Below are 18,833 nucleotides of genomic sequence, written 5' to 3' on the forward strand. Positions count from 1 at the left end.
TCCTCAGGTCAGTGGGATGGCGGCTCCTTGCGCACAGCCAGGGACGATACTGGCCCGGCAGCTTCGGGCAGGCCAACATCGATTACCTGGCACGGCGGCAGCCGTGGCCTGTGGGCCCCTGGTCCCGGCGGGTTCGTCAGCCGGTGGTGGTGAGGTCGGTCGCGGCGGCCAGCTCGGTCACCACGTCGATGACCCGGCGCAGGGCGGGCGAGGTGTTGTCGGGCCGCCAGATCATCTCGGTCGGCGTGACCTCGCCGGCGAGCGGTACGAACACCACACCGGTACGGCGCAGGTTGTGCGCCGACCAGCCGAGCCGGGTGATCCCGACGCCGGCCGCGACGAGGCCGAGCAGCCCCTGCACGCTGGCGTCGCGGGCGACGATCTCCGGGCTGAACCCGGCGGCGCGGAAGTTCTCGTCGAAGGTCCGGTGCCAGGGCTCCCAGGAGCTGCGCGGGGTCATCACCCACCGTTCGCCGGCCAGCTCGGCGAGGGTCAGCTCGGTGCGGTCGGCGAGTGGGTGCCCTTCGGGCAGGACGACGCACACCTGTTCGGTGACGATGGTCCGTGCGGCCAGGCCCGGGACCTGCGGGGGTCGGGTGAACGCGAGGTCGAACTCGCCGCTGAGCACGCCTTCGACCAATGGGGCGATGCTGGTCTCCTCGGTGATCAGCTCCAGGCCGGGGAGGTGTTCCCGGGCGGCCCGGACCACCGGCGGCAGCAGGTGGTTCGCGGTCGTGGCGAGGAACGCGAGGCGGAGCCGACCAGTCTCGCCCCGTACGGCCCGCCGGACCACGGCGACGGCCTCGTCGGCGCGGTCCAGAACCGCGCGTGCCTCGGGTAGGAAAAGCGACCCGGTATCGCTCAGGGTGGTGCCTCTGCTGTCCCGGTGGAAAAGTTTCGCGCCGAGAATCCGTTCCAGCGCGTTGATCTGCTGAGAGAGCGATTGTTGCGTGATCATCAGCCGGCTGGCGGCCCGGGTGAAGCTCGACTCCTCGGCGACGGCGACGAAGTAGCGGAGCTGCCGAAGATCAGGGTTCACAGGCCGAGACTACCGCCGTGACAGGTAACCGGTGTTGGCCGCGCCGGACTGCCCGCGAGCAGCATTGCTCCTGCCGACGAGGACACGAAGCGCAGTGGGGAGCCCCGCCGGGCGGAGAGCGGACGCACTTCGGACGGGACGACCCGTACCGGCTCGCCGACGAAGACTCTGGTCTTCGAACCGGTGGCCCGGAATGGTTCGGCGGCACGTCTGGGAATGGATTCCTGGGCGAAATACCTCAGCTGCCGAAGAGCCAGGGTCACAGGAAAATCCTGCCACCACGACAGGCGATAGGTGTTGGACGTGTTCGGTGCGCCAGAACCACTATTGATTTCGGCAAACACCCCATTGAAAGGCACGGAAATGACGAACGGAACGCAGGATCGCGTCTGGTTGATCACCGGCTGTTCGAGCGGGTTCGGTCGGGAGGTCGCGCTCGCCGCGCTGGCCGCCGGCGATCGGGTGATGGCCACCGCGCGCCGTCCGGAGGTGCTCGCCGACCTCGCGGAGACCGGCGGTGACCGGCTCAGCACAACGGCGCTGGACGTCACGGACCCGGCGTCGGTCCAGGCCGCGGCGAAGGCGACGATGGCCGTGTTCGGTCGCATCGACGTCCTGGTGAACAACGCCGGTTTCACCATGATCGGCGCCGTCGAGGAGACGTCGATGGAGCAGCTGCGCTCCTTGATGGAGGTCAACTTCTTCGGCGCCGCGGAGGTCACCAAGGCCATCGTTCCGTTGATGCGCGAGCAGGGCAGCGGGACGATCGTGCAGATGAGCTCGCTGGGCGGTCGGATGACCTACCCGGGGCTGGGGGCCTACGACGCCGCGAAGCACGCGCTCGAGGCTTTCAGTGAGGCGCTGTCGAGCGAACTGGCGCCCCTCGGCGTTCGGGTGCTGCTGGTGGAGCCCGGCATGTTCCGCACCAATATCACCAACAACATGCTCCTGGCCCCTGAGAACCCGGCCTACCAGGCGAGCTCGGGAGGTCTCCGGCAGATGGTCGCGGGGATCGCCGGCATCGAACCGGGCGACCCGGCGAAGGCCGCGGCCGCCATCATCGAGGTGCTCGACGCCGAGAACCCGCCGCTGCGCCTCGTGCTCGGCGGCGACGCGGTCGACGCGCTGCGCGCCCACCACGAGTCCCTGCTGGCCGACATGGTCACCTGGGAGGCGGTCAGCCGCTCGACGAACGTGTCGTGACGCGGCACCCGCCCACCCTGAACGAGGCGTCGACCCCGCCGTCACGGCGACGCCCCCGAAACGGGACGCCAGTCAGCCCCGCAACACCTCTTCTTCTTCAGGAGGATCTGACATGCCCACTCCACAATCTCCGATCGGCTCCGGCTTCGGCGCAGCCGCCACGACTGCCGACGTCATCAAGGGGATCGACCTCTCGGGCCGGACCGCGATCGTCACGGGCGGCCACTCCGGCCTCGGCCTGGAGACCACCCGTGCGCTGCGCGCTGCCGGCGCCACCGTGGTCGTCCCGGTCCGCTCCCCGGACCGCGCCCGGGACCTGCTCGCCGGCATCGACGGCGTCGAGGTCGAACAGTTGGACCTGATGGATTCCACTTCGATCGACGTGTTCGCCGACAGGTTCCTCGCGACCGGACGGCCGCTGCACATCCTGGTCAACAGCGCGGGCATCCAGAACGTGCCGCTGACCCGGGACGCCCGCGGCTACGAAGCGCAGTTCGCCACGAACCATCTCGGACACTTCCAGCTCACCACCCGGCTCTGGCCCGCCCTGCACCGGGCCGGGGGCGCGCGGGTGGTCTCGGTCTCGGCATGGGCGCACAACCTCTCGCCCGTGGTCTTCGACGACCCGAACTTCGAACGCCGCGAGTACGACGGCTGGCTGGCCTACGGCCAGTCGAAGACCGCGAACATCCTCTTCGCGGTCGGGCTCGACCGGCGCGGCGAGGCCGACGACATCCGCGGCTTCTCCCTGCACCCGGGTCTCATCATCGGCACGAACCTCAGCCCGTGGACCACGCCGGAGTACCTGCGAACGAACAACCTCGTCGACGAGTACGGCAACCGCGTCGTCGACCCGGAGTCGGGTCGCAAGACCGTCGAACAGGGGGCATCCACCATCGTCTGGTGCGCCACCGCCCCGCAGCTCGACGGGATGGGCGGCGTCTACTGCGAGAACAACGAGATCTCCCCGCTGCTCACCTCGCACGACGAATCCATAGACGTGATGACGGGTCGGGTGGAGACGGCCGTCGGCGTGATGTCCTACGCCGTCGACGCGCAGCTCGCCGACCGCCTGTGGGACCTGAGCGAACAGCTGACCAACAGCGAGATCCAATAGTCTCGGCGTCACCCAGGACAGCGCGGGCTCTCCGAGGCTGACCGTCCGACCGGCCGGGGAGTACGTTCGGCACAGCGGTTGCGGGACGAAGAGATGGTGCCGGGGTGGACGGACCACGATGCGTCGAGTGTGGGGTGGGGCTGCCCCCGAGTGCCGGCCGGGGGCGGCCCCGGCGCTACTGTTCACGCGGCTGCCAGGCCCGGGCGTACCGCCGCCGCCAGGATCGGGGCCGCACCGCGCCGGCACGGCGACGGCCGGCGGCCCGCGGCGGCGACCGTGCCGTCACCCGGGACGAGTTGGTCCGCGTCGCGGTGCGACTGGCCGACGCCGACGGTCTCGACGCCGTGTCGATGCGCGCCGTGTCCCACCACGCGGGGCTCAGCACTGACGCGGTCTATCGGTGGGTACGCAACCGCGACGACCTGCTCGCCGCGATGGCCGAGCAGGTGCTCGGCACCGAACGGGCCGGCGACGGAGCGGGCCGGACGCCGCGTGAACGCCTCGAACGGCTCGCCCGCGCGGAGTGGTCGCTGTACCGGCGGCATCCGTGGCTGCTGGCCGTCCTCGCGAAGACCCGGCCGCCGACCGGCCCGGCGGTGCTGGCGCTGGTCGACGGCGCGGTGGACGTGCTCACCGGCGTCGGGTACGACCCGCCCGACGCGTTCGCCGGCTATCTCGCGTTGAGTGGCTTCGTGCAGGGCATGGCGCTGCTGCACGTGGCCGAACGCGCGGAGCGCGACGCCGGCGGCGCGGCGTGGGGGAGTTGGTCGACCCGTACCTTCGCTCGGCTGGAGCGCACCGGGCGTACCGCCGAGCGCCCCTGGCTGGCCGCCGCCGGGGCCGTCCCGGCGGACCCGGACCGGGAACTGGAGCGGTGGTTCGAGTTCGGTCTGGCCCGCCTGCTCGACGGCGTGCTGCCGTAACGAGGCGAGGCCGACCGAAGACCGTCGGCGTGGGCGCGCTGCCGTGGTCAGTCGTCGCGGCGGGCGACCACGAACTCGGAGGCCGGCTGCGGCGTCTTGCCGGTGACCTGCGTGATGATCTCCGCGGCGACGTCACGCAGTTTGCGGTTGCGGTGCTGCGACGCCTGCCGGAGCAACGCGAAGGCCTCGGTTGCGGTGCACCGCTGTTGACCCATCACCACCCCGAGCGCCTGGTCGATCACACTGCGCGAGGCCATCGCGTCGGTGAGTTGTTGATGAACGAGAGCCTGCTCGGCCTGACGGAGGATGACGGTCAGCGCCGCCGTGCTCTGCTCGGCGAAGGCCACCGCCTGCCGGCGGGCCTTGGCGGCGAACGCGGTGGGCTCGGTGGCGTAGAGGTTCAACGCACCCACGGTCTCGCCGTCGATGGTCACCGGCAGCGACAGGGAGCAGGCGATGCCGAGCTCGAGGGCGTGTTCGCGGTAGCGTGGCCAGCGGTCGTCCCGGCGCAGGTCGGGGACCTCGACGATTCCTCCGCTGTGCAGAGCGTGCAGGCAGGGGCCCTCGTCGGCGCCGTACTGGATCTCGTCGGCCCGCGCGGCGAGGTCGTTGCTGGCGGCGACGGTGAAGGCCGGACCGTCGCGGCGCACGGTCATTCCGCAGCCGACCGCGGGGGTGACGACCTCCACCGCGACCCGCACGACCTGGTCGAGGAAGACGTCGACATGAGGTGAGTCGGCGAGCAGGGTCAGCAGCCGGCCGTACGCGGGGGCCAGGTGCGACTCGGTGGCTTCGGACATCATCGCTACCTCCTGAAGGTGTACCGAAGGTGGGTGACCGTCCTGGCTCGTCCCTCTCGGGGGCGCCGGCGGTGCGTCTCGTTGCCAAGGGGGCCCAAGCTCTGGGCTGGGCAGGGTGCGGATCGGGTGATTCCCGGCTAAGGTCGACGTGGGTTCGGACATGAGCCCAGGACCAGTGCCGCCCACCGCAGGTGGTGGGGCATCGACCCGGTCCGGAGATCCTCACCGAGGAGCAGACTCATGTCCGTTCATCAGGTGCCGCATCCGGCACCGCCGCTCGCCACCGACGAATCTGTTCTCTCCGTCGTGCTCACCACGGAGGGCCCGGATTCGGTGGTCGAGGTCCGGGGACCACTCGACATGGCCACCGTGGAGCTGCTTGTCGACTTCACGATGACGGTTCTAAGCGGTGTGCCGCCGCCGGTGCTGGTGCTCGACCTGAGCGGAGTGAGCTTCTTCAGCGCCGCCGGAATCACCGCGCTGCTGACCGTACGCGAGCGGGCGGCCACGAGGGGTTGCGGGCTGGTGGTGCGCAGGCCGTCCCGGATCACTGTCACCGTTCTGAGCCTGGTCGGCCTCAGCGACGAGTTCATCATCGAGTGACCTGCCTTTCGTTCCCGGTCCGTGCTCTGCGCGAGTTCTCCACCCGTACCGAAGACATTCCCAAAGTTGATCAACCTAAACCTGTGACGTCGGCTCCTCGGCCCCTTGGCCCGTCGGCTGAACGGCCGATGGCTGCGGAAGTTCCATCAGCTGTCTGGTGATTCCTGAGCGGACCCCGCACTAGCTTCTGGTGGCCGGAGAGTGATGCCGGCTGATGAAGGTGAGGTGGGAGTTCGTGAGATTCAAGGTTGCGACCCTGGCGGCGGTGGCCTTGGTGGCCAGCCTGCTGACCGGGGTCGGCCCGGCGAGCGGCGCTCCGGCGGATGATCCGCCGATGCCGCTGCCGAACCCGAAGGTGCACCCGATCCAGGTCACCGGCCCGGCGGCCGAGCGGCTGAATCTGATCATCATGGGTGACGGCTACCAGTGGGACCAGCAGCAGCTCTTCCTCCAGGACGTGGACCGCAACCTGGCCGTGATGTGGGCCACGGAGCCGTTCCGCACCTACCGCGACTACATCAACGTGTACGCGGTGGAGATCGCCTCGATCGACTACGGCGTACGGTGCGATCCGGACGGTCGGGTGCGCCATGCGGACGGCACGATCCGGGACACCGGTGAGCGCGAGGGTCCGATCAACGCCAAGAACACCGCGTTGCGGATGATCTACCAGAACGGCTGCGCCGACCCGCTGTCGCGGGGCACCGTCTACGGCGGCGCGCCGGAGAACTGTCAGGACTTCGCCGCCTACTACCCGGCCGGGGTCAACCCCTGTGAGACCGGCAACCAGGCGCACAACCGGATCCTCGACAACTACGTGGCGCCGGTGCTGGGCATTCCGCGCACCTCGCAGAACGTGCAGACGCTGGCGATCTTCAACACGTTCACGTACGGCGGGATCGGCGGCACCAACGCGACGACCTCGGGCGGTTCCCCACAGGGCCCGCTGATCTCGCTGCACGAGATCGGCCACTCGCTCGGCACGCTCGCCGACGAGTACCCGTACTCCTCCCGTGACGTGGTCCGCCCCTGCTACACCGGCGGCGAGCCGAACAGCTTCCACCACAGCACCTACACCGACCCGCAGAAGATGGTCGAGGACCAGCACAAGTGGTGGCGCTGGGTCGGCGAGGAGAGCCTCTCCGGCGGCACGATCGGGCTGCACGAGGGGGGCGGCAGCTACCCGTGCGGGCAGCGCCGGCCCAGCGAGCACTCGATGATGCGCTGGATCGGGTTCGACTTCGACCAGATCGGCCTGGAGCACATGGTCGCGCGGGTGACCGGTATGCGTAACTCCGGGCAGATGAACGTGCGGAACACGCCGACCGGCACCGTCGCCTCCGACGCCGTGCTGTGGGTCGAGCCGGGTCAGCCGCGCTACCACGAGCTGCAGGTGACCTGGCGCGTGGGCGGCCCGGAGGGCACCGTGCTCGACACGAAGAACAGCCCCAACCTCGACCTCGGCTCGCTCAACCTGCCGGCCGGGACCGTGGTGCACGTCGAGGTGCGCGACCCGGTGGGGCCGGAGGGCACCGACTGGGTACGCAACCCGTCCACCGGCAACACGGCCACGAACTCCGGCTACAACGGTCCGCGGTTCGTGCAGACGCGGCAGTGGACGGTGGGGGAGACCAAGGTGACGCCGTCGTCGCCCGCCGCCACCATCACCAGCCACACCATGAACAGCCAGCCGGTCGCCGGTGACGAGGTCGTGTACGTGCGGACCAACCACCCCGACGACCGAATCCTCGACGTGGCCTGGTCGCTGAACGGCAAGCCGGTGGCGAACCCGCACAACAGCCGCAACCTCGACCTCGGAGCGTTGAAGCTCGCCCCGGGTACCCACAAGCTGACCGCGACGGTGACCGACCCGGCCGACCCGGGTGGCGTCTCCGACCAGGTCGAGTGGACCGTCGACAACGCCCGCCCGACGGCGCCCCGCACGCTGTCGCAGCCGCTGACCCGGCTCGCCGGCAACCTGGAGCACCCGGTCTACTTCAACGGGTGGGACATGCGCCTGGATCCGCGGGACGACCAGAGCGGCTACGCCGAGCAGCGTTACGTCGTCGGTCAGCTCCGGCTGGACAAGGACGGCTGGTACAACTACTTCGGCTTCCCCGAGAAGCCGATGCCCGAGTCGCCGTTCCAGTTCCGCCACTCCGGCACCGATGTCAAGGCGCTGACCTACGGCAACCTCGGTACCGGCGGCCTGTCGAAGGCCGCGTTCGAGCAGACGCTGCCGGACGACCACCCCGGCGGTGGGTTCGTGCCGGGGTTCGGCACGCACCTCGTCGAGCACCGGGCCATCGACCCGGCCGGCAACGTCGGCGAACCGAGCTCCTACCGGGCCACCGTGCTGCCGGGCTCCTCGCCCGACTGCACGAGGACGCTGACCGGCACGCAGTTCCGCGTCGTGGCCAGCGAGGGCGTGACCTGCCTGAAGAACGCCCAGGTGGTCGGTGCGGTCTCGGTGCGGCCCGGCGCTTCGCTGGTGGTCAGCGACAGCACGATCACCGGCACGTTGGCGGCGACCGGCGCGCAGGCGGTGCAGATCTTCGGCAGCAAGGTCAACGGCTCGACGCAGATCGCCGGCACCACCCGGGACGTGACGATCGCCGGTAGCACCTTCAACGGTGCGGTGAGCCTGGCGCAGAACGTCCAGGTGACCGCGAACGAGCGGTACACCCGGCTGGCCGGCGCCTACGGGCCCGTCCTGGTCGGTAGCCGGATCAACGGAGCGCTGAGCTGCGCCGGCAACAGCGCGGCGGTCAAGGACTTCGGCGCGCCCAACACGGTCAACGGCGCCAAGGGTGGTGACTGCGCGGCTCTGTAGTGCGCGCACACGGCTCGGCGGAGCAGGTGGCGGGTCGGTGACAGCCGGCCCGCCACCGGCCGTGCCGTAAGGACCGAAAGGCATTTAGATATTTACATCGATGGTGCAGCCGATTACGGTGATCTCAACTCGAGTACCCACAGGGTGGCCACCCAATTACGCAGAGTAATTGCCCTGCCTGTCGGCGACGGGCAACCGACGTGACACCGGGAGATTTGCCTTGGGCTCCGAAGTTTCACCCCGCTCGTCTGATCAGCCGGAATCCGACCACCACGACGTCGTGCCCGCGCACGCGTCGAAGAAGAAGCGCCCGACAGCCATGTTGGCGGTCCTGACAGCGGGTGTCCTCGCCGTCGGGACGGCACCGCTCTGGGGTGCCGGCGGAGGCGCTTCGCTCGACGACGCCGCTCTCTCCGCCACCCCCACCTTCACCGTCGGCCTCCAGCAGGCGCAGGACCCGGGGCCGTTCCCCGGCAGCGTCACCCCGACGACCCCCACCATCACGATCGCCGGCCAACGCGACGGGGAGAGCACCTTCAAGGTCGTCGAGTACGACCAGGTGCAGCCGACGAACCCGGGCCAGATGGACTTCGACCACTTCCACACCGGCATCGAGATCCAGTGGTGGCTGAAGAAGTGGGCCCACGAGCGCCCCGACATCGTCGACCTGTACATCGTCGGAGAGAGCTACAGCGGTCAACCGATCTACCAGCTGACCATCACCGACAAGTCCACCGGGCGGGACACCGACAAGCCGGCCGCGTACTTCGAGGGCAACCGGCACTCCGGGGAGACCTCCTCGGCCGAGAGTTCGCTGTGGCTGGCGCACCACCTCATCACGAAGGCCGGCAAGGACCGGACCGTCGACAAGATGCTCGACGACAAGACCGTCTACATCCGTCCGGTCAACAACCCCGACGGCCACGACATGTATCTCTACACCGCCCAGACCAACCGGTCGACCGTCCGCCCGTACGACAACGACGGTGACGGCAAGCGTGACGACGACTCGGGCGAGGACATCAACGACGACGGCTACCTGAGCCAGATGCGCCAGTACGTCGGCATCGGCAAGGGCACCCACGTCGTCGACGCGCGCGACCCGGCCGGAAACGCGATGCTGAGCGTCGGCGCCGGCAACGGCGACTACCTCATGTTCTCCGAGGGCGTCGACAACGACGGCGACGGCCGCCTCAACGAAGACGGCGTCGGCGGCCTGGACCTGCACCGCAACTACCCCTACAACTGGCACCCGATGGCCGAGGACGACGCGACGGGCCGCAACCTGACCCAGGGCGGCGCCGGTGAGTACCCGCTCTCGGAGCCGGAGACCAAGCACGTCTACACCTGGCTGATGTCACACACCAACATCGCCGCGGTGAACAGCATGGACACCCGCGTGCCGATGCACCTGCGCGGCCCGTCGACCTGCGACCCGGTCGAGTGCATGTACACGCCCGACCGCAAGCTCTACGAGCACTTCGACAAGGCCGGCGTCTCGTTCACCGGATACCGCAACGCCGGCAGCGTCTACATCGACTACGCCACCCGCAACGGCGGTGAGCCGGAGGCGCTCTTCGGACACGGCCCCGACTTCGGCTACTTCCAGTACGGCGCGGTCTGGTACGGCGACGAGATCTGGAACGGCGGCGACTTCACCGACTACGACAAGGACGGCCGGTACGCCGACTGGGAGCGGTCGCGGTGGTGCGCCGAGAACGGCAAGACGAAGTGCTTCCTGCCCTGGACGAAGGCGCAGCACCCGACGCTCGGGGCTGTCGAGGTGGGCGGCATCAACCCGAAGTTCTGGTCGCAGAACCCGTCAGACGACCTGATCGGCGAGTGGGCCGCCAACCAGGCCCGGTTCAACCTCTACCTGACCCAGTCGCTGCCGCAGCTCGACCTCACCCGGGTCCAGGTCAAGAAGCTCAAGGGCGCGCAGAGCGACGGGGCCACGCACGAGATCACGGCGACGGTGAAGAACACCGGCCGCATCCCGACGGCCCTGGAGCAGGCGAAGGAAATCAAGATCGTCGCGCCGGACACCATCACGGTCGAGGGCGCCCGCCGGGTCGGCGACGCCCCGCAGTTCTACCTCGACGGCGGTGACGACCAGAAGGTCCGCCTCCGCGTCGCCAAGGCCGACAGCGACACGGTCACGGTGAACGCGGTAAGCGTCCGAGGCGGTCTGGACTCGGCCTCCGTACGCCTGGGCTGAACTCGTGAGGTGGGCGTCGCCCGCCCCCGCGGCGACGCCCACCTCCCTGCCCACAACCGTGCACAACCCCCCGGAACGGAGAAAGTGAACCAGCTCATGAACGACGTGCAGAACGGAAGGCTCAGCCGACGCCGGGTGCTGGGCGGAGCAGCCGGACTGGCCGCCGCAGCCGCGGCCGTAGCGACGGGCCTGCCGTCCGGCGGCGCCGTCGCCGCCCCCAAACAGAACACGTCCGACCTGGCCCGCTGGCGTAAGCAGGCGGCGCGCGTGACGATCACCCGCGACGACTGGGGCATCCCGCACGTGGTGGGCAGGACCGACGCCGACGCGGTCTTCGGGATGATCTACGCCCAGGCCGAGGACGACTTCAACCGGATCGAACGCAACTACCTGGTGAGCCTCGGCCGCCTCGCCGAGTCCGAGGGCGAGAGCGCGATCTGGCAGGACCTGCGCCAGCGGCTCTTCATCGACCCGGGCGTGCTGAAGCGGTACTATGCGGACAGCCCGGCCTGGCTGCGCAAGCTCATGCAGGCCTGGGCCGACGGGCTGAACTACTACCTCGCGACGCACCCCGAGGTGCGGCCACGCGTGATCACCCGCTTCGAGCCGTGGATGCCGCTGAGCTTCTCCGAGGGCAGCATCGGCGGCGACATCGAGCGGGTTCCGCTCAGCCAGCTCGAAGCCTTCTACGACAACCGGTCGGTCGAGATGACCGACGAGGAGCTCGGACTGGTCTTCCGCGAGCCCTCCGGATCCAACGGCATGGCCATCGCACCGAGTCACACCCGCGACGGCCACGCGCTGCTCCTGATCAACCCGCACACCAGCTTCTTCTTCCGCTCCGAGCAGCACGTGACCAGCGATGAGGGGCTCGACGCCTACGGCGCCGCCACCTGGGGGCAGTTCTTCATCTACCAGGGCTTCAACGAGAACACCGGCTGGATGCACACCTCCAGCGGCGTCGACAACGTCGACGAGTTCGCCGAGACGATCGTGACCAAGGCCGACGGCCGCCACTACTACCGCTACGGTGACGCGCTGCGACCGGTCACGAAGAAGACCATCACGCTGTCGTACCGCACGACCGACGGCGGGCGGGCGAAGCGCACCTTCACCACCCTCGCCACCCACCACGGGCCGATCGTGCGTGAGGCGGACGGCAAGTGGATCGCGTTCGCGTTGATGAACAAGCCCGTGGAGGCGCTGCTGCAGAGCTTCCTGCGCACCAAGACCCGCGACTACGCGGACTTCATGCAGGTGGCCGGCTACAAGGCGAACAGCTCGAACAACACGCTCTTCGCCGACTCGAAGGGCGAGATCGCCTTCCTGGTGCCGCAGTTCATGCCGGTACGCAACGACCGCTTCGACTACCGCAAGCCCGTCGACGGCAGCGACCCGGCCACCGACTGGCGCGGACTGCACAGCCTCAAGAGCCTGCCGCAGGCGGTGAACCCGAGAAACGGCTGGGCGTTCAACACGAACAACTGGCCGTGGACGGCCGCCGGGCCGTACAGCCCGAAGCCGGAGGACTACCCGCGCTACTTCGACCAGGCCGGCGAGAACCCGCGCGGGCCGCAGGCGATCCGGGTGCTGACCGCGCAACGCCGCTTCACCCCGCAGAGCCTGATCGAGGCGGCCTTCGACACCTACCTCACCGCCTTCGCCCGGCTCGTGCCGCAGCTCGTCGACGCCTGGGACAAGCTGCCCGAGGGCGATCAGCAGAAGACGGACCTCGCCGAGCCGATCGACCTGCTTCGCCGCTGGGACTACCGGTGGGGCGCCCAGTCGACGGCGACGTCGCTGGCCGTGTTCTGGGGCGAGGCGCTCTGGGCCCCGCTGTCCCAGGCCGCCCGGGACGCGGGCCTGTCGATGTGGGACTACCTGGCCGAGCGGGCCACCGACGCGCAGCGGCTCACCGCGCTCGCGGAGGCCGCGGCGCGGCTCACGCAGGACTTCGGCAGCTGGCAGGTGCCCTGGGGGCAGATCAACCGCTTCCAGCGCAACGACGGCGCGATCACCCAGACCTTCGACGACACCAAGCCGAGCTTCCCGGTGCCCTTCACCTCCGCGCAGTGGGGCTCCCTCGCCTCGTTCGGCGCGCGGCGCTACCCGGGCACGAAGCGCTACTACGGCACCAGCGGCAACAGCTTCGTCGCCGTGGTGGAGTTCGGGCGGAGGCTGCGCGCCTGGGCGGTGACGGCCGGCGGCGCGAGCGGCCACCCCGAATCGCCGCACTTCGACGACCAGGTCGACCGTTACGCGAGCGGCGACCTGCGACCGGTCTACTTCTATCCGCAGGACCTCAAGGGCCACATCGAGCGGGTCTACCGCCCGGGTAGCTGACCACCGGCGGCGGGGCCGGCGACCGCGCGAGAGACGGTTCGCCGGCCCCATCGCGAACAGCCCGCCGACGCCGAGGCGCAGCCGACCGACCGGCCGGTACGCGCCTCGGCGTCGTCGCCTGCAGCCGACCGGAATCGGGCGGTCGGGGCGGCCCGGCCCGCGCGATCGCGCGCCGGATGTCACCGCCGGGCGCTAGCCTGTGCCGATGCGGGAGCGGACATCCGAGCGAGACCTCCGTGGCTGACGCCGAAGACGTACGTCACCTGGCTCTCGCGCTGCCCCACGTCGTCGAGATCGACAGCGCGGGCTTCGACTTCCGGGTCGCCGACAAGGGCTTCGTCTGGTCCTATCCCGAGCCGCGACCGGGCAAGCCGCGCCTGATCCGCGGCGACATCGCGGTGCTCTACGTCGGCGACGAGGCGGAGAAGCAGGCCCTCCTGCTCGGCGAGCCGGAGCGCTTCTTCACCACCCCCGCCTACGACGGCCTGCCGCTGGTCATGCTCCGGCTGGACCAGGTGACGGTCGAGCGTCTCAGCGAACTGGTCACCGACGCGTGGCGGATGCGGGCGCCGGGGGAGATCGCCGGCGACCTCGACGATGACGCCGGTTCGTTGAGCTCGTCGCTCGGCGCCGAGCAGTAGCTCCTCGGGCCGAGGCCCCCTCCGGGTCGCACCGGGCGAACCGGACGCGTCGACGGCCGCGCCGACGCGTCCGGCGTCCGGTCACGACAGCCGCAGCCGAGGCTCCAGGATCACCTCGAAGAGCCGGTCCCACGGAAGTTCGACCCGGGCCGACTCGAAGCAGGCCAGGGTCCCGGTGAACACCCGCTTGCCGCGCCGGCCGAGCACGACGCGGTGCCCGGCGAAGTGGTCGGCGAAGTAGCGCTCGGTCAGCGGGACCAACCGCTCGCGCACCCAGCCGTCGAAGTAGGTCTTCTGCTCGGCGGTGAGGGCGAGTGGGTCCCAGCCCTGTGCCCGTGCGTGCGCGTACGCCTCGACCTGCACCACGTTCTTCCACGGGTCGTCCTTGACGAACCGGTAGAGCAGGTACTCGGCGTGCGCCAGCCCCGGCCCCCGCATCTCCGGTACGCCGTAGCCACTGCCCGAGGAGCGCAGGTAGGCCCACCGGGCGGTGCCGTGGCCGAGGGCCAGGCCGAGCGCGTTGCCACCGGTGTTCCACCCCGAGTACGACAGCAGCGCCGCGAGGTCCAGTCGGGCCTCCATCCGGGTGACCAGTTCGTGGTCCGCCTTGTTCACGATCAGCGGGTCCACCACGATCACCGGGGTCCCGGCGGAGAGCAGGCCGCCGATCGAGTCGACGAAGGCGTCCAGGTCGGCGGCCCGTTGTGTGGCCGCCGCCGAGGGGGTGTTGACGGCGAGCACGATGTCCGCGTCGCCCGTCACGACCCGCCCGCCCACCGCGGTCACATGCCGCCGGATGTTCTCCGCGAACGGGATGCCCTCGAGCTGCGCGGTCCACTCCTCACCCGAGACGCCGGCGTACTGGACCCGGTAGGTGGGCGCCGTCCCGGCGGCGAGCACCCGGGCGACCAGCAGCGCGTCGACCTCGTCGGCGCCGGGGAAGATCTCCACCCGATCGCCCACGTCCAGCTGCTCCACCAGGGCCTCCAGCTCGACCCGCTCAGCCCGAGCCAGGCCGACCGGTGCGGTGTCGTCCTCGGAGAGCACGAGGTGGGTGATGGTCCCGTCCGCGACCCACTCGACCATCAACCGGTTGACCTGGTGGTTACGAGCCCGCGCGGCCAAGTAGTCCTCGACGACCTGGTCCGGGATCTGGGCCCGGACGGCGTCGAGTCGGGCCCGCAGCTCCTCCTGCCCGAGGTTGACCACCTGGTCGTAGAGTTTCGCCCAATCGACCAGAAGCGTCCGGTAGTTGTCCAGGTCGGTGCCGGTGCTGGTGATGGCCAGCCGCTGGATCGTGTCGTGCACCTCGATCACGGCGTCCGGCCGGGTCGAGCGCAGCGTGCGGATGGCGCCCACGTTCTCCAGGGCGGAGGCCAGGGTCGGGCCGGCGGTGCGGGAGGCGATCAGGCCGCCGTAGGCGAGCATGCTGACCGAGACGACGTATCCGTCGACCCCCTCGACGGCGGTGAGCCAGCGGGCGACGGCAGCGCCGTCGCCGGGGACGAAGAAGCGACCGAGCAGGTCCCGGGGCGGCAGGCGCACCTGGGCACCTGCGCTCGCCGCGGTCATCTCCGGGCAGTAGGTGTTGACCGGCCGGTCGTCCAGCGGCACCAGGGCCACCGTTCGCTGCCGCCTACCGGGCCCGGCCGACGCGGGTCGGCCGATGGCTGCGGTGGTCACGCCGGCCACACCGGCGGCGAGCAGGGCACGTCTTCTCATGTCTCGTCCTCTTCTCTGGATCGCCCGCCGTGCGGAGACGTGCCAGCACGAGCCGTGCGTGACTCACCACAGGGAAGCGTCGGTCCTCGCCGATCAGGACCGCGTGCGCGACGGCCCCGGAGGGCCGCGCCGACCTGCTTCCTGGTGTGGTGCGGCCCCTCGGCCGTTGCCGGAACCGGTCTCAGCGCGGCGGGTCGCGCCACGAGCGTGAGACCGGGCCAGGCGGTCTGCCGGCCGGCGTGGAGTGGTCCCGGTGGCGTCCACGGTCGACCGGTCCATCCGGACGAGCGCACGGTGACGTGTGCTCTGACACGACGTGGTGCGCTCGGCACGGCGGGGCATCCTCCTGCTGGCTAATACGTATTAGCACGCGGGTTGCGTTGGGATGCTGCTCGGTTCACCGGAGCAATGTCAAGAGCCGGCGAGGAGCGATCCTCATCGGGGCCTCAGTTGGCTCAGGCGCCGAGGGATCCTCCGCCTCGCCGGACCGTCGCCTGGCCTCGGCTCGCTCGGGCGAGCCTCATGAGACCGGCCCCAGCCGGTCGAGGAGCGCGACGGTCACCGTCCGAGTGTCGGCGGTGCCACCGAGGTCGCGGGTCCGGGTGCCCGGTTCCCGCAGCGTCGCCTCCATGGCGGCTACCAGGTCCTGCGCGGCCGGAGTATGGCCGAGATGGTCGAGCATCAGGGCCGCCGACCACACCGCGCCGAGCGGGTTGGCCACCCCCTTGCCGGCGATGTCCGGCGCGGACCCGTGGACCGGTTCGAACATCGACGGATAGCTCCGGGTCGGGTCGAGGTTGGCCGACGGGGCGATCCCGATCGAGCCGGCCACCGCCGCGGCCAGGTCGCTGAGGATGTCGCCGAAGAGGTTGGAGGCCACCACCACGTCGAAGCTCCCCGGCTGGAGCACGAACTTCGCGGCGAGCGCGTCGATGTGCTCACTTCGCCATCGCACGTCCGGGAAGGCCGCGGCCCGCTCGGCCACCACCTCGTCCCAGAACGGCATGGTGTGCACGATGCCGTTCGACTTGGTCGCCGAGGTGACGTGCCCGCGGCGGGTGCGGGCCAGCTCGAAGGCGTAGTCGGCGATCCGGCTGACCCCCGCCCGGGTGAATACCGCCTCCTGCACCGCCATCTCCTCGGGGTGGCCGCGGCCGAGCCGGCCGCCGATCTCGCTGTACTCGCCCTCCACGTTCTCGCGTACGACCACGAAGTCGACCTCGCCCGGCAGCGCGCCGCGTACCGGGCTGTCGACCCCGTCGAAGACCCGCACCGGCCGCAGGTTGACGTACTGCCGGAAGGCCCGCCGGATCGGGATCAGCAGGCCCCACAGCGAGACGTGGTCGGGTACGCCGGGCGCGCCGACCGCGCCGAGCAGGATCGCGTCGTACGGCCGGAGCACGTCGAGCCCGTCGGCCGGCATCATCGCGCCCGTGCGCAGGTAACGCTCGCACGACCAGTCGTACTCGTCGTAGTCGAGCGTGATGGCGTGCCGCCGGCAGACGGCGTCGAGCACGGTGCGGGTGGCCGAGATGACCTCGGTGCCGATGCCGTCGCCGGGGATGACGGCGATGCGCTGACTCATCGGCCGACCCCGGTCAGGCTGAGCATCACGGGTAGCAGCAGCAGGATGACGATCGCCCCGATGACGTCGAACGAGGCGCCGGATCGGATCATCCGGGTGATCGGTACGGTCCCGGAGCCGTAGACCACCGCGTTCTGCGGTGTGGAGACCGGCAGCATGAACCCGAAGGAGGCTGCGAAGGTGGCCGCGAGGGCGGGTACGAACGGGTCCACGCCCGCGGCGACGGCGACCGGGATGATGATCGGTACGACGACCGCCGCCGAGGCGGTGTTGCTGGTCGTCTCGGAGATGACGATCGCCAGCAGCACGGCGAACGCGGTGATCGCGAAGACGCTGGTCAGGCCGAGCCAGTCGGAGCTGGCGTTGCCGATGGTCGCGGCGAGGCCGGTGTCGTCGAGCAGCGCCCCGAAGATGATGCCGGTGCCGAAGAGGAGGATGGTGCCCCAGTCGATCCGCGCGGCGTCGCTCCAGTTGAGGGTGTACTCCCGGTTGCGCCAGCCGGTGGGGAGCAGGAAGAGCAGGGACGCACCGAGCACCGCGACGACACCCTCGTTGAGCCGGCCGCTGACCGTCTCGTAGACGCTGGAGTCGGTACCCGCGATCAGCGCGACGACGCCCGGGAAGATCCAGAGTGTCACCGTCACGGTGAAGGCGATGAGGGTGTTCTTCTCGGCTCGGGACAGCTTGCCCAGCCGGGCGCGCTCGGCGGCGACGTACTCCTCCACCCCCTCGATCCGGCGGATCTCCGGCTTGTTGAGCAGCAGCAGGATGGTGGCCAGCGCCACGAACATGACCAGGCAGATCGGGAACGCCGTGGCCATCCAGCCGGCGAACGAGATCCGCTCGCCGGTGGCCTCCTCGATGAGCGCGCGGCCGATCAGGTTGGGGGGCGTGCCCACCGGCGTGAGCAGGCCGCCGACGCTGGCTCCGTAGGCGAGCATCAGCATCAGCGCGAAGCCGATCCGCAGGCGGGTCGGGTCCCAGCCGGGCTTGGCCAGGCCGCGGCTCTGCAGCAGCTTGGCGATGACGGCGAGGATGCCCAGCGCGGTGGGGAGCAGCATCGCGACGGTCGCGGTGTTCGACACGAACGCCGACAGCAGGCAGGTGATGACGCCGAAGGCGACGACCACCCGGCCGGTCGTCTTGCCCACGCCGGGCAGCGACAGGACGCGGAACGCGAACCGTTGCGCCAGGCCGTGCTTGAGCATGGCCTGGGCGAGGATGAACGCGCCGATGAAGGTGAAGACGGTCGACGAGCCGAACGGCGCCAGCACGTCACCGGCCGGGGCGACGCCCATCAGCACGATCACGCCGACGCCGATGAGACCGCCGACCGGGATCGGCACCGCCTCGGTGATCCACAGGGCGATGACGCCGATCAGGATTCCGGCCAGGGTCTGCTGGCTGGGCGGAATGTCGAGCGGCAGGGCGAGGAAGATCAACGCCAGTGCGGGCGCGAGGATCAGGCCCGACGTCCGCCGCCGCTTCTCGAAGCGTTCCTCGGCGGGGGAGAGGCGCTGCTCGGCGAGGCCCCGGTACGTGGCACCGCCGAGAAGTGCCTGGTCGACGTCGACCTGGGCCGGATCGTCCGGCTGGCCGTCGCGTCGCTGCTCCGGCACCGCCGTACGTGAATCACGTCCATCAGCATCGATGTCTGCCATCGTCCGATGATCCGACCAGTGACCTGGCTCACGCAAGCCCCTTGGGCCGACCGGCTCCGCCGGGTCGTCGTCCACCCGGGTTCCCTCGCCGAGTGTCACTAGAGCTGCGCGAGCTACGCGACCTCCTGGAGCAGGCGATCGCCCA

At 70.1% G+C, this 18,833-nt stretch carries 13 protein-coding genes; 8 read left to right on the plus strand and 5 right to left on the minus strand.

What is annotated here, in order from left to right; genetic code table 11:
* Positions 1-136 precede the first annotated feature (136 nt).
* Positions 137-1,039, minus strand: a complete 903-nt coding sequence (locus D7147_RS09705; protein ID WP_120675900.1) for a LysR family transcriptional regulator — start codon at positions 1,037-1,039, stop codon at positions 137-139.
* A gap of 303 nt (positions 1,040-1,342) precedes the next feature.
* Between D7147_RS09705 and D7147_RS09710 the strand changes: the two genes are divergently transcribed.
* From D7147_RS09710 to D7147_RS09720, 3 genes are all read left to right on the plus strand, one after another.
* Entirely contained in the window at positions 1,343-2,242 is a 900-nt protein-coding gene (locus tag D7147_RS09710) for an SDR family oxidoreductase (RefSeq protein WP_233563092.1), read from the plus strand.
* A gap of 112 nt (positions 2,243-2,354) precedes the next feature.
* On the plus strand, positions 2,355-3,359 hold the full coding sequence (locus tag D7147_RS09715) for an SDR family NAD(P)-dependent oxidoreductase (RefSeq protein WP_120675904.1): 1,005 nt from the start codon (positions 2,355-2,357) through the stop codon (positions 3,357-3,359).
* Between the two features lie 104 nt (positions 3,360-3,463).
* Positions 3,464-4,282, plus strand: coding sequence for a TetR/AcrR family transcriptional regulator (locus D7147_RS09720; protein WP_120675906.1), 819 nt, complete (start codon positions 3,464-3,466; stop codon positions 4,280-4,282).
* A 47-nt stretch (positions 4,283-4,329) separates the two neighbouring features.
* Here the strand turns inward: D7147_RS09720 and D7147_RS09725 are convergent, their stop codons facing one another.
* Positions 4,330-5,085: a GAF and ANTAR domain-containing protein gene (locus D7147_RS09725; protein WP_158609328.1), complete on the minus strand. Its 756-nt coding sequence runs from the start codon at positions 5,083-5,085 to the stop codon at positions 4,330-4,332.
* Positions 5,086-5,322: 237 nt separating this feature from the next.
* Between D7147_RS09725 and D7147_RS09730 the strand changes: the two genes are divergently transcribed.
* The 5 genes from D7147_RS09730 (at position 5,323) to D7147_RS09750 (ending at position 13,720) form a co-directional block, all read left to right on the plus strand.
* A complete protein-coding gene (locus D7147_RS09730) occupies positions 5,323-5,685 on the plus strand; it encodes an STAS domain-containing protein (protein WP_120675910.1) in 363 nt (120 codons plus the stop codon).
* 235 nt (positions 5,686-5,920) lie between these two features.
* Positions 5,921-8,518, plus strand: coding sequence for a M64 family metallopeptidase (locus tag D7147_RS09735; protein WP_158609329.1), 2,598 nt, complete (start codon positions 5,921-5,923; stop codon positions 8,516-8,518).
* Between the two features lie 280 nt (positions 8,519-8,798).
* Positions 8,799-10,736 (plus strand): M14 family metallopeptidase, encoded by a 1,938-nt coding sequence (locus D7147_RS09740; RefSeq protein WP_199734138.1) that lies wholly within the window; start codon positions 8,799-8,801, stop codon positions 10,734-10,736.
* 96 nt (positions 10,737-10,832) lie between these two features.
* A complete protein-coding gene (locus D7147_RS09745; RefSeq protein ID WP_120676715.1) occupies positions 10,833-13,079 on the plus strand; it encodes a penicillin acylase family protein in 2,247 nt (748 codons plus the stop codon).
* Between the two features lie 236 nt (positions 13,080-13,315).
* Complete coding sequence (locus D7147_RS09750; protein WP_199734139.1) at positions 13,316-13,720, plus strand: MmcQ/YjbR family DNA-binding protein; 405 nt, start codon at positions 13,316-13,318, stop codon at positions 13,718-13,720.
* A gap of 81 nt (positions 13,721-13,801) precedes the next feature.
* Here the strand turns inward: D7147_RS09750 and D7147_RS09755 are convergent, their stop codons facing one another.
* From D7147_RS09755 to D7147_RS09765, 3 genes are all read right to left on the minus strand, one after another.
* Entirely contained in the window at positions 13,802-15,442 is a 1,641-nt protein-coding gene (locus D7147_RS09755) for a DUF4127 family protein (protein ID WP_120675916.1), read from the minus strand.
* 520 nt (positions 15,443-15,962) lie between these two features.
* Positions 15,963-17,027: a tartrate dehydrogenase gene (locus D7147_RS09760; RefSeq protein WP_120675918.1), complete on the minus strand. Its 1,065-nt coding sequence runs from the start codon at positions 17,025-17,027 to the stop codon at positions 15,963-15,965.
* Complete coding sequence (locus tag D7147_RS09765; RefSeq protein WP_233563056.1) at positions 17,024-18,646, minus strand: SLC13 family permease; 1,623 nt, start codon at positions 18,644-18,646, stop codon at positions 17,024-17,026. Before D7147_RS09765 ends, D7147_RS09760 begins: the two co-directional genes overlap by 4 nt.
* Between the last annotated feature and the right edge of the window lie 187 nt (positions 18,647-18,833).

The sequence above is a fragment of the Micromonospora musae genome, from assembly GCF_003626545.1.
GTDB lineage: Bacteria > Actinomycetota > Actinomycetes > Mycobacteriales > Micromonosporaceae > Micromonospora > Micromonospora musae.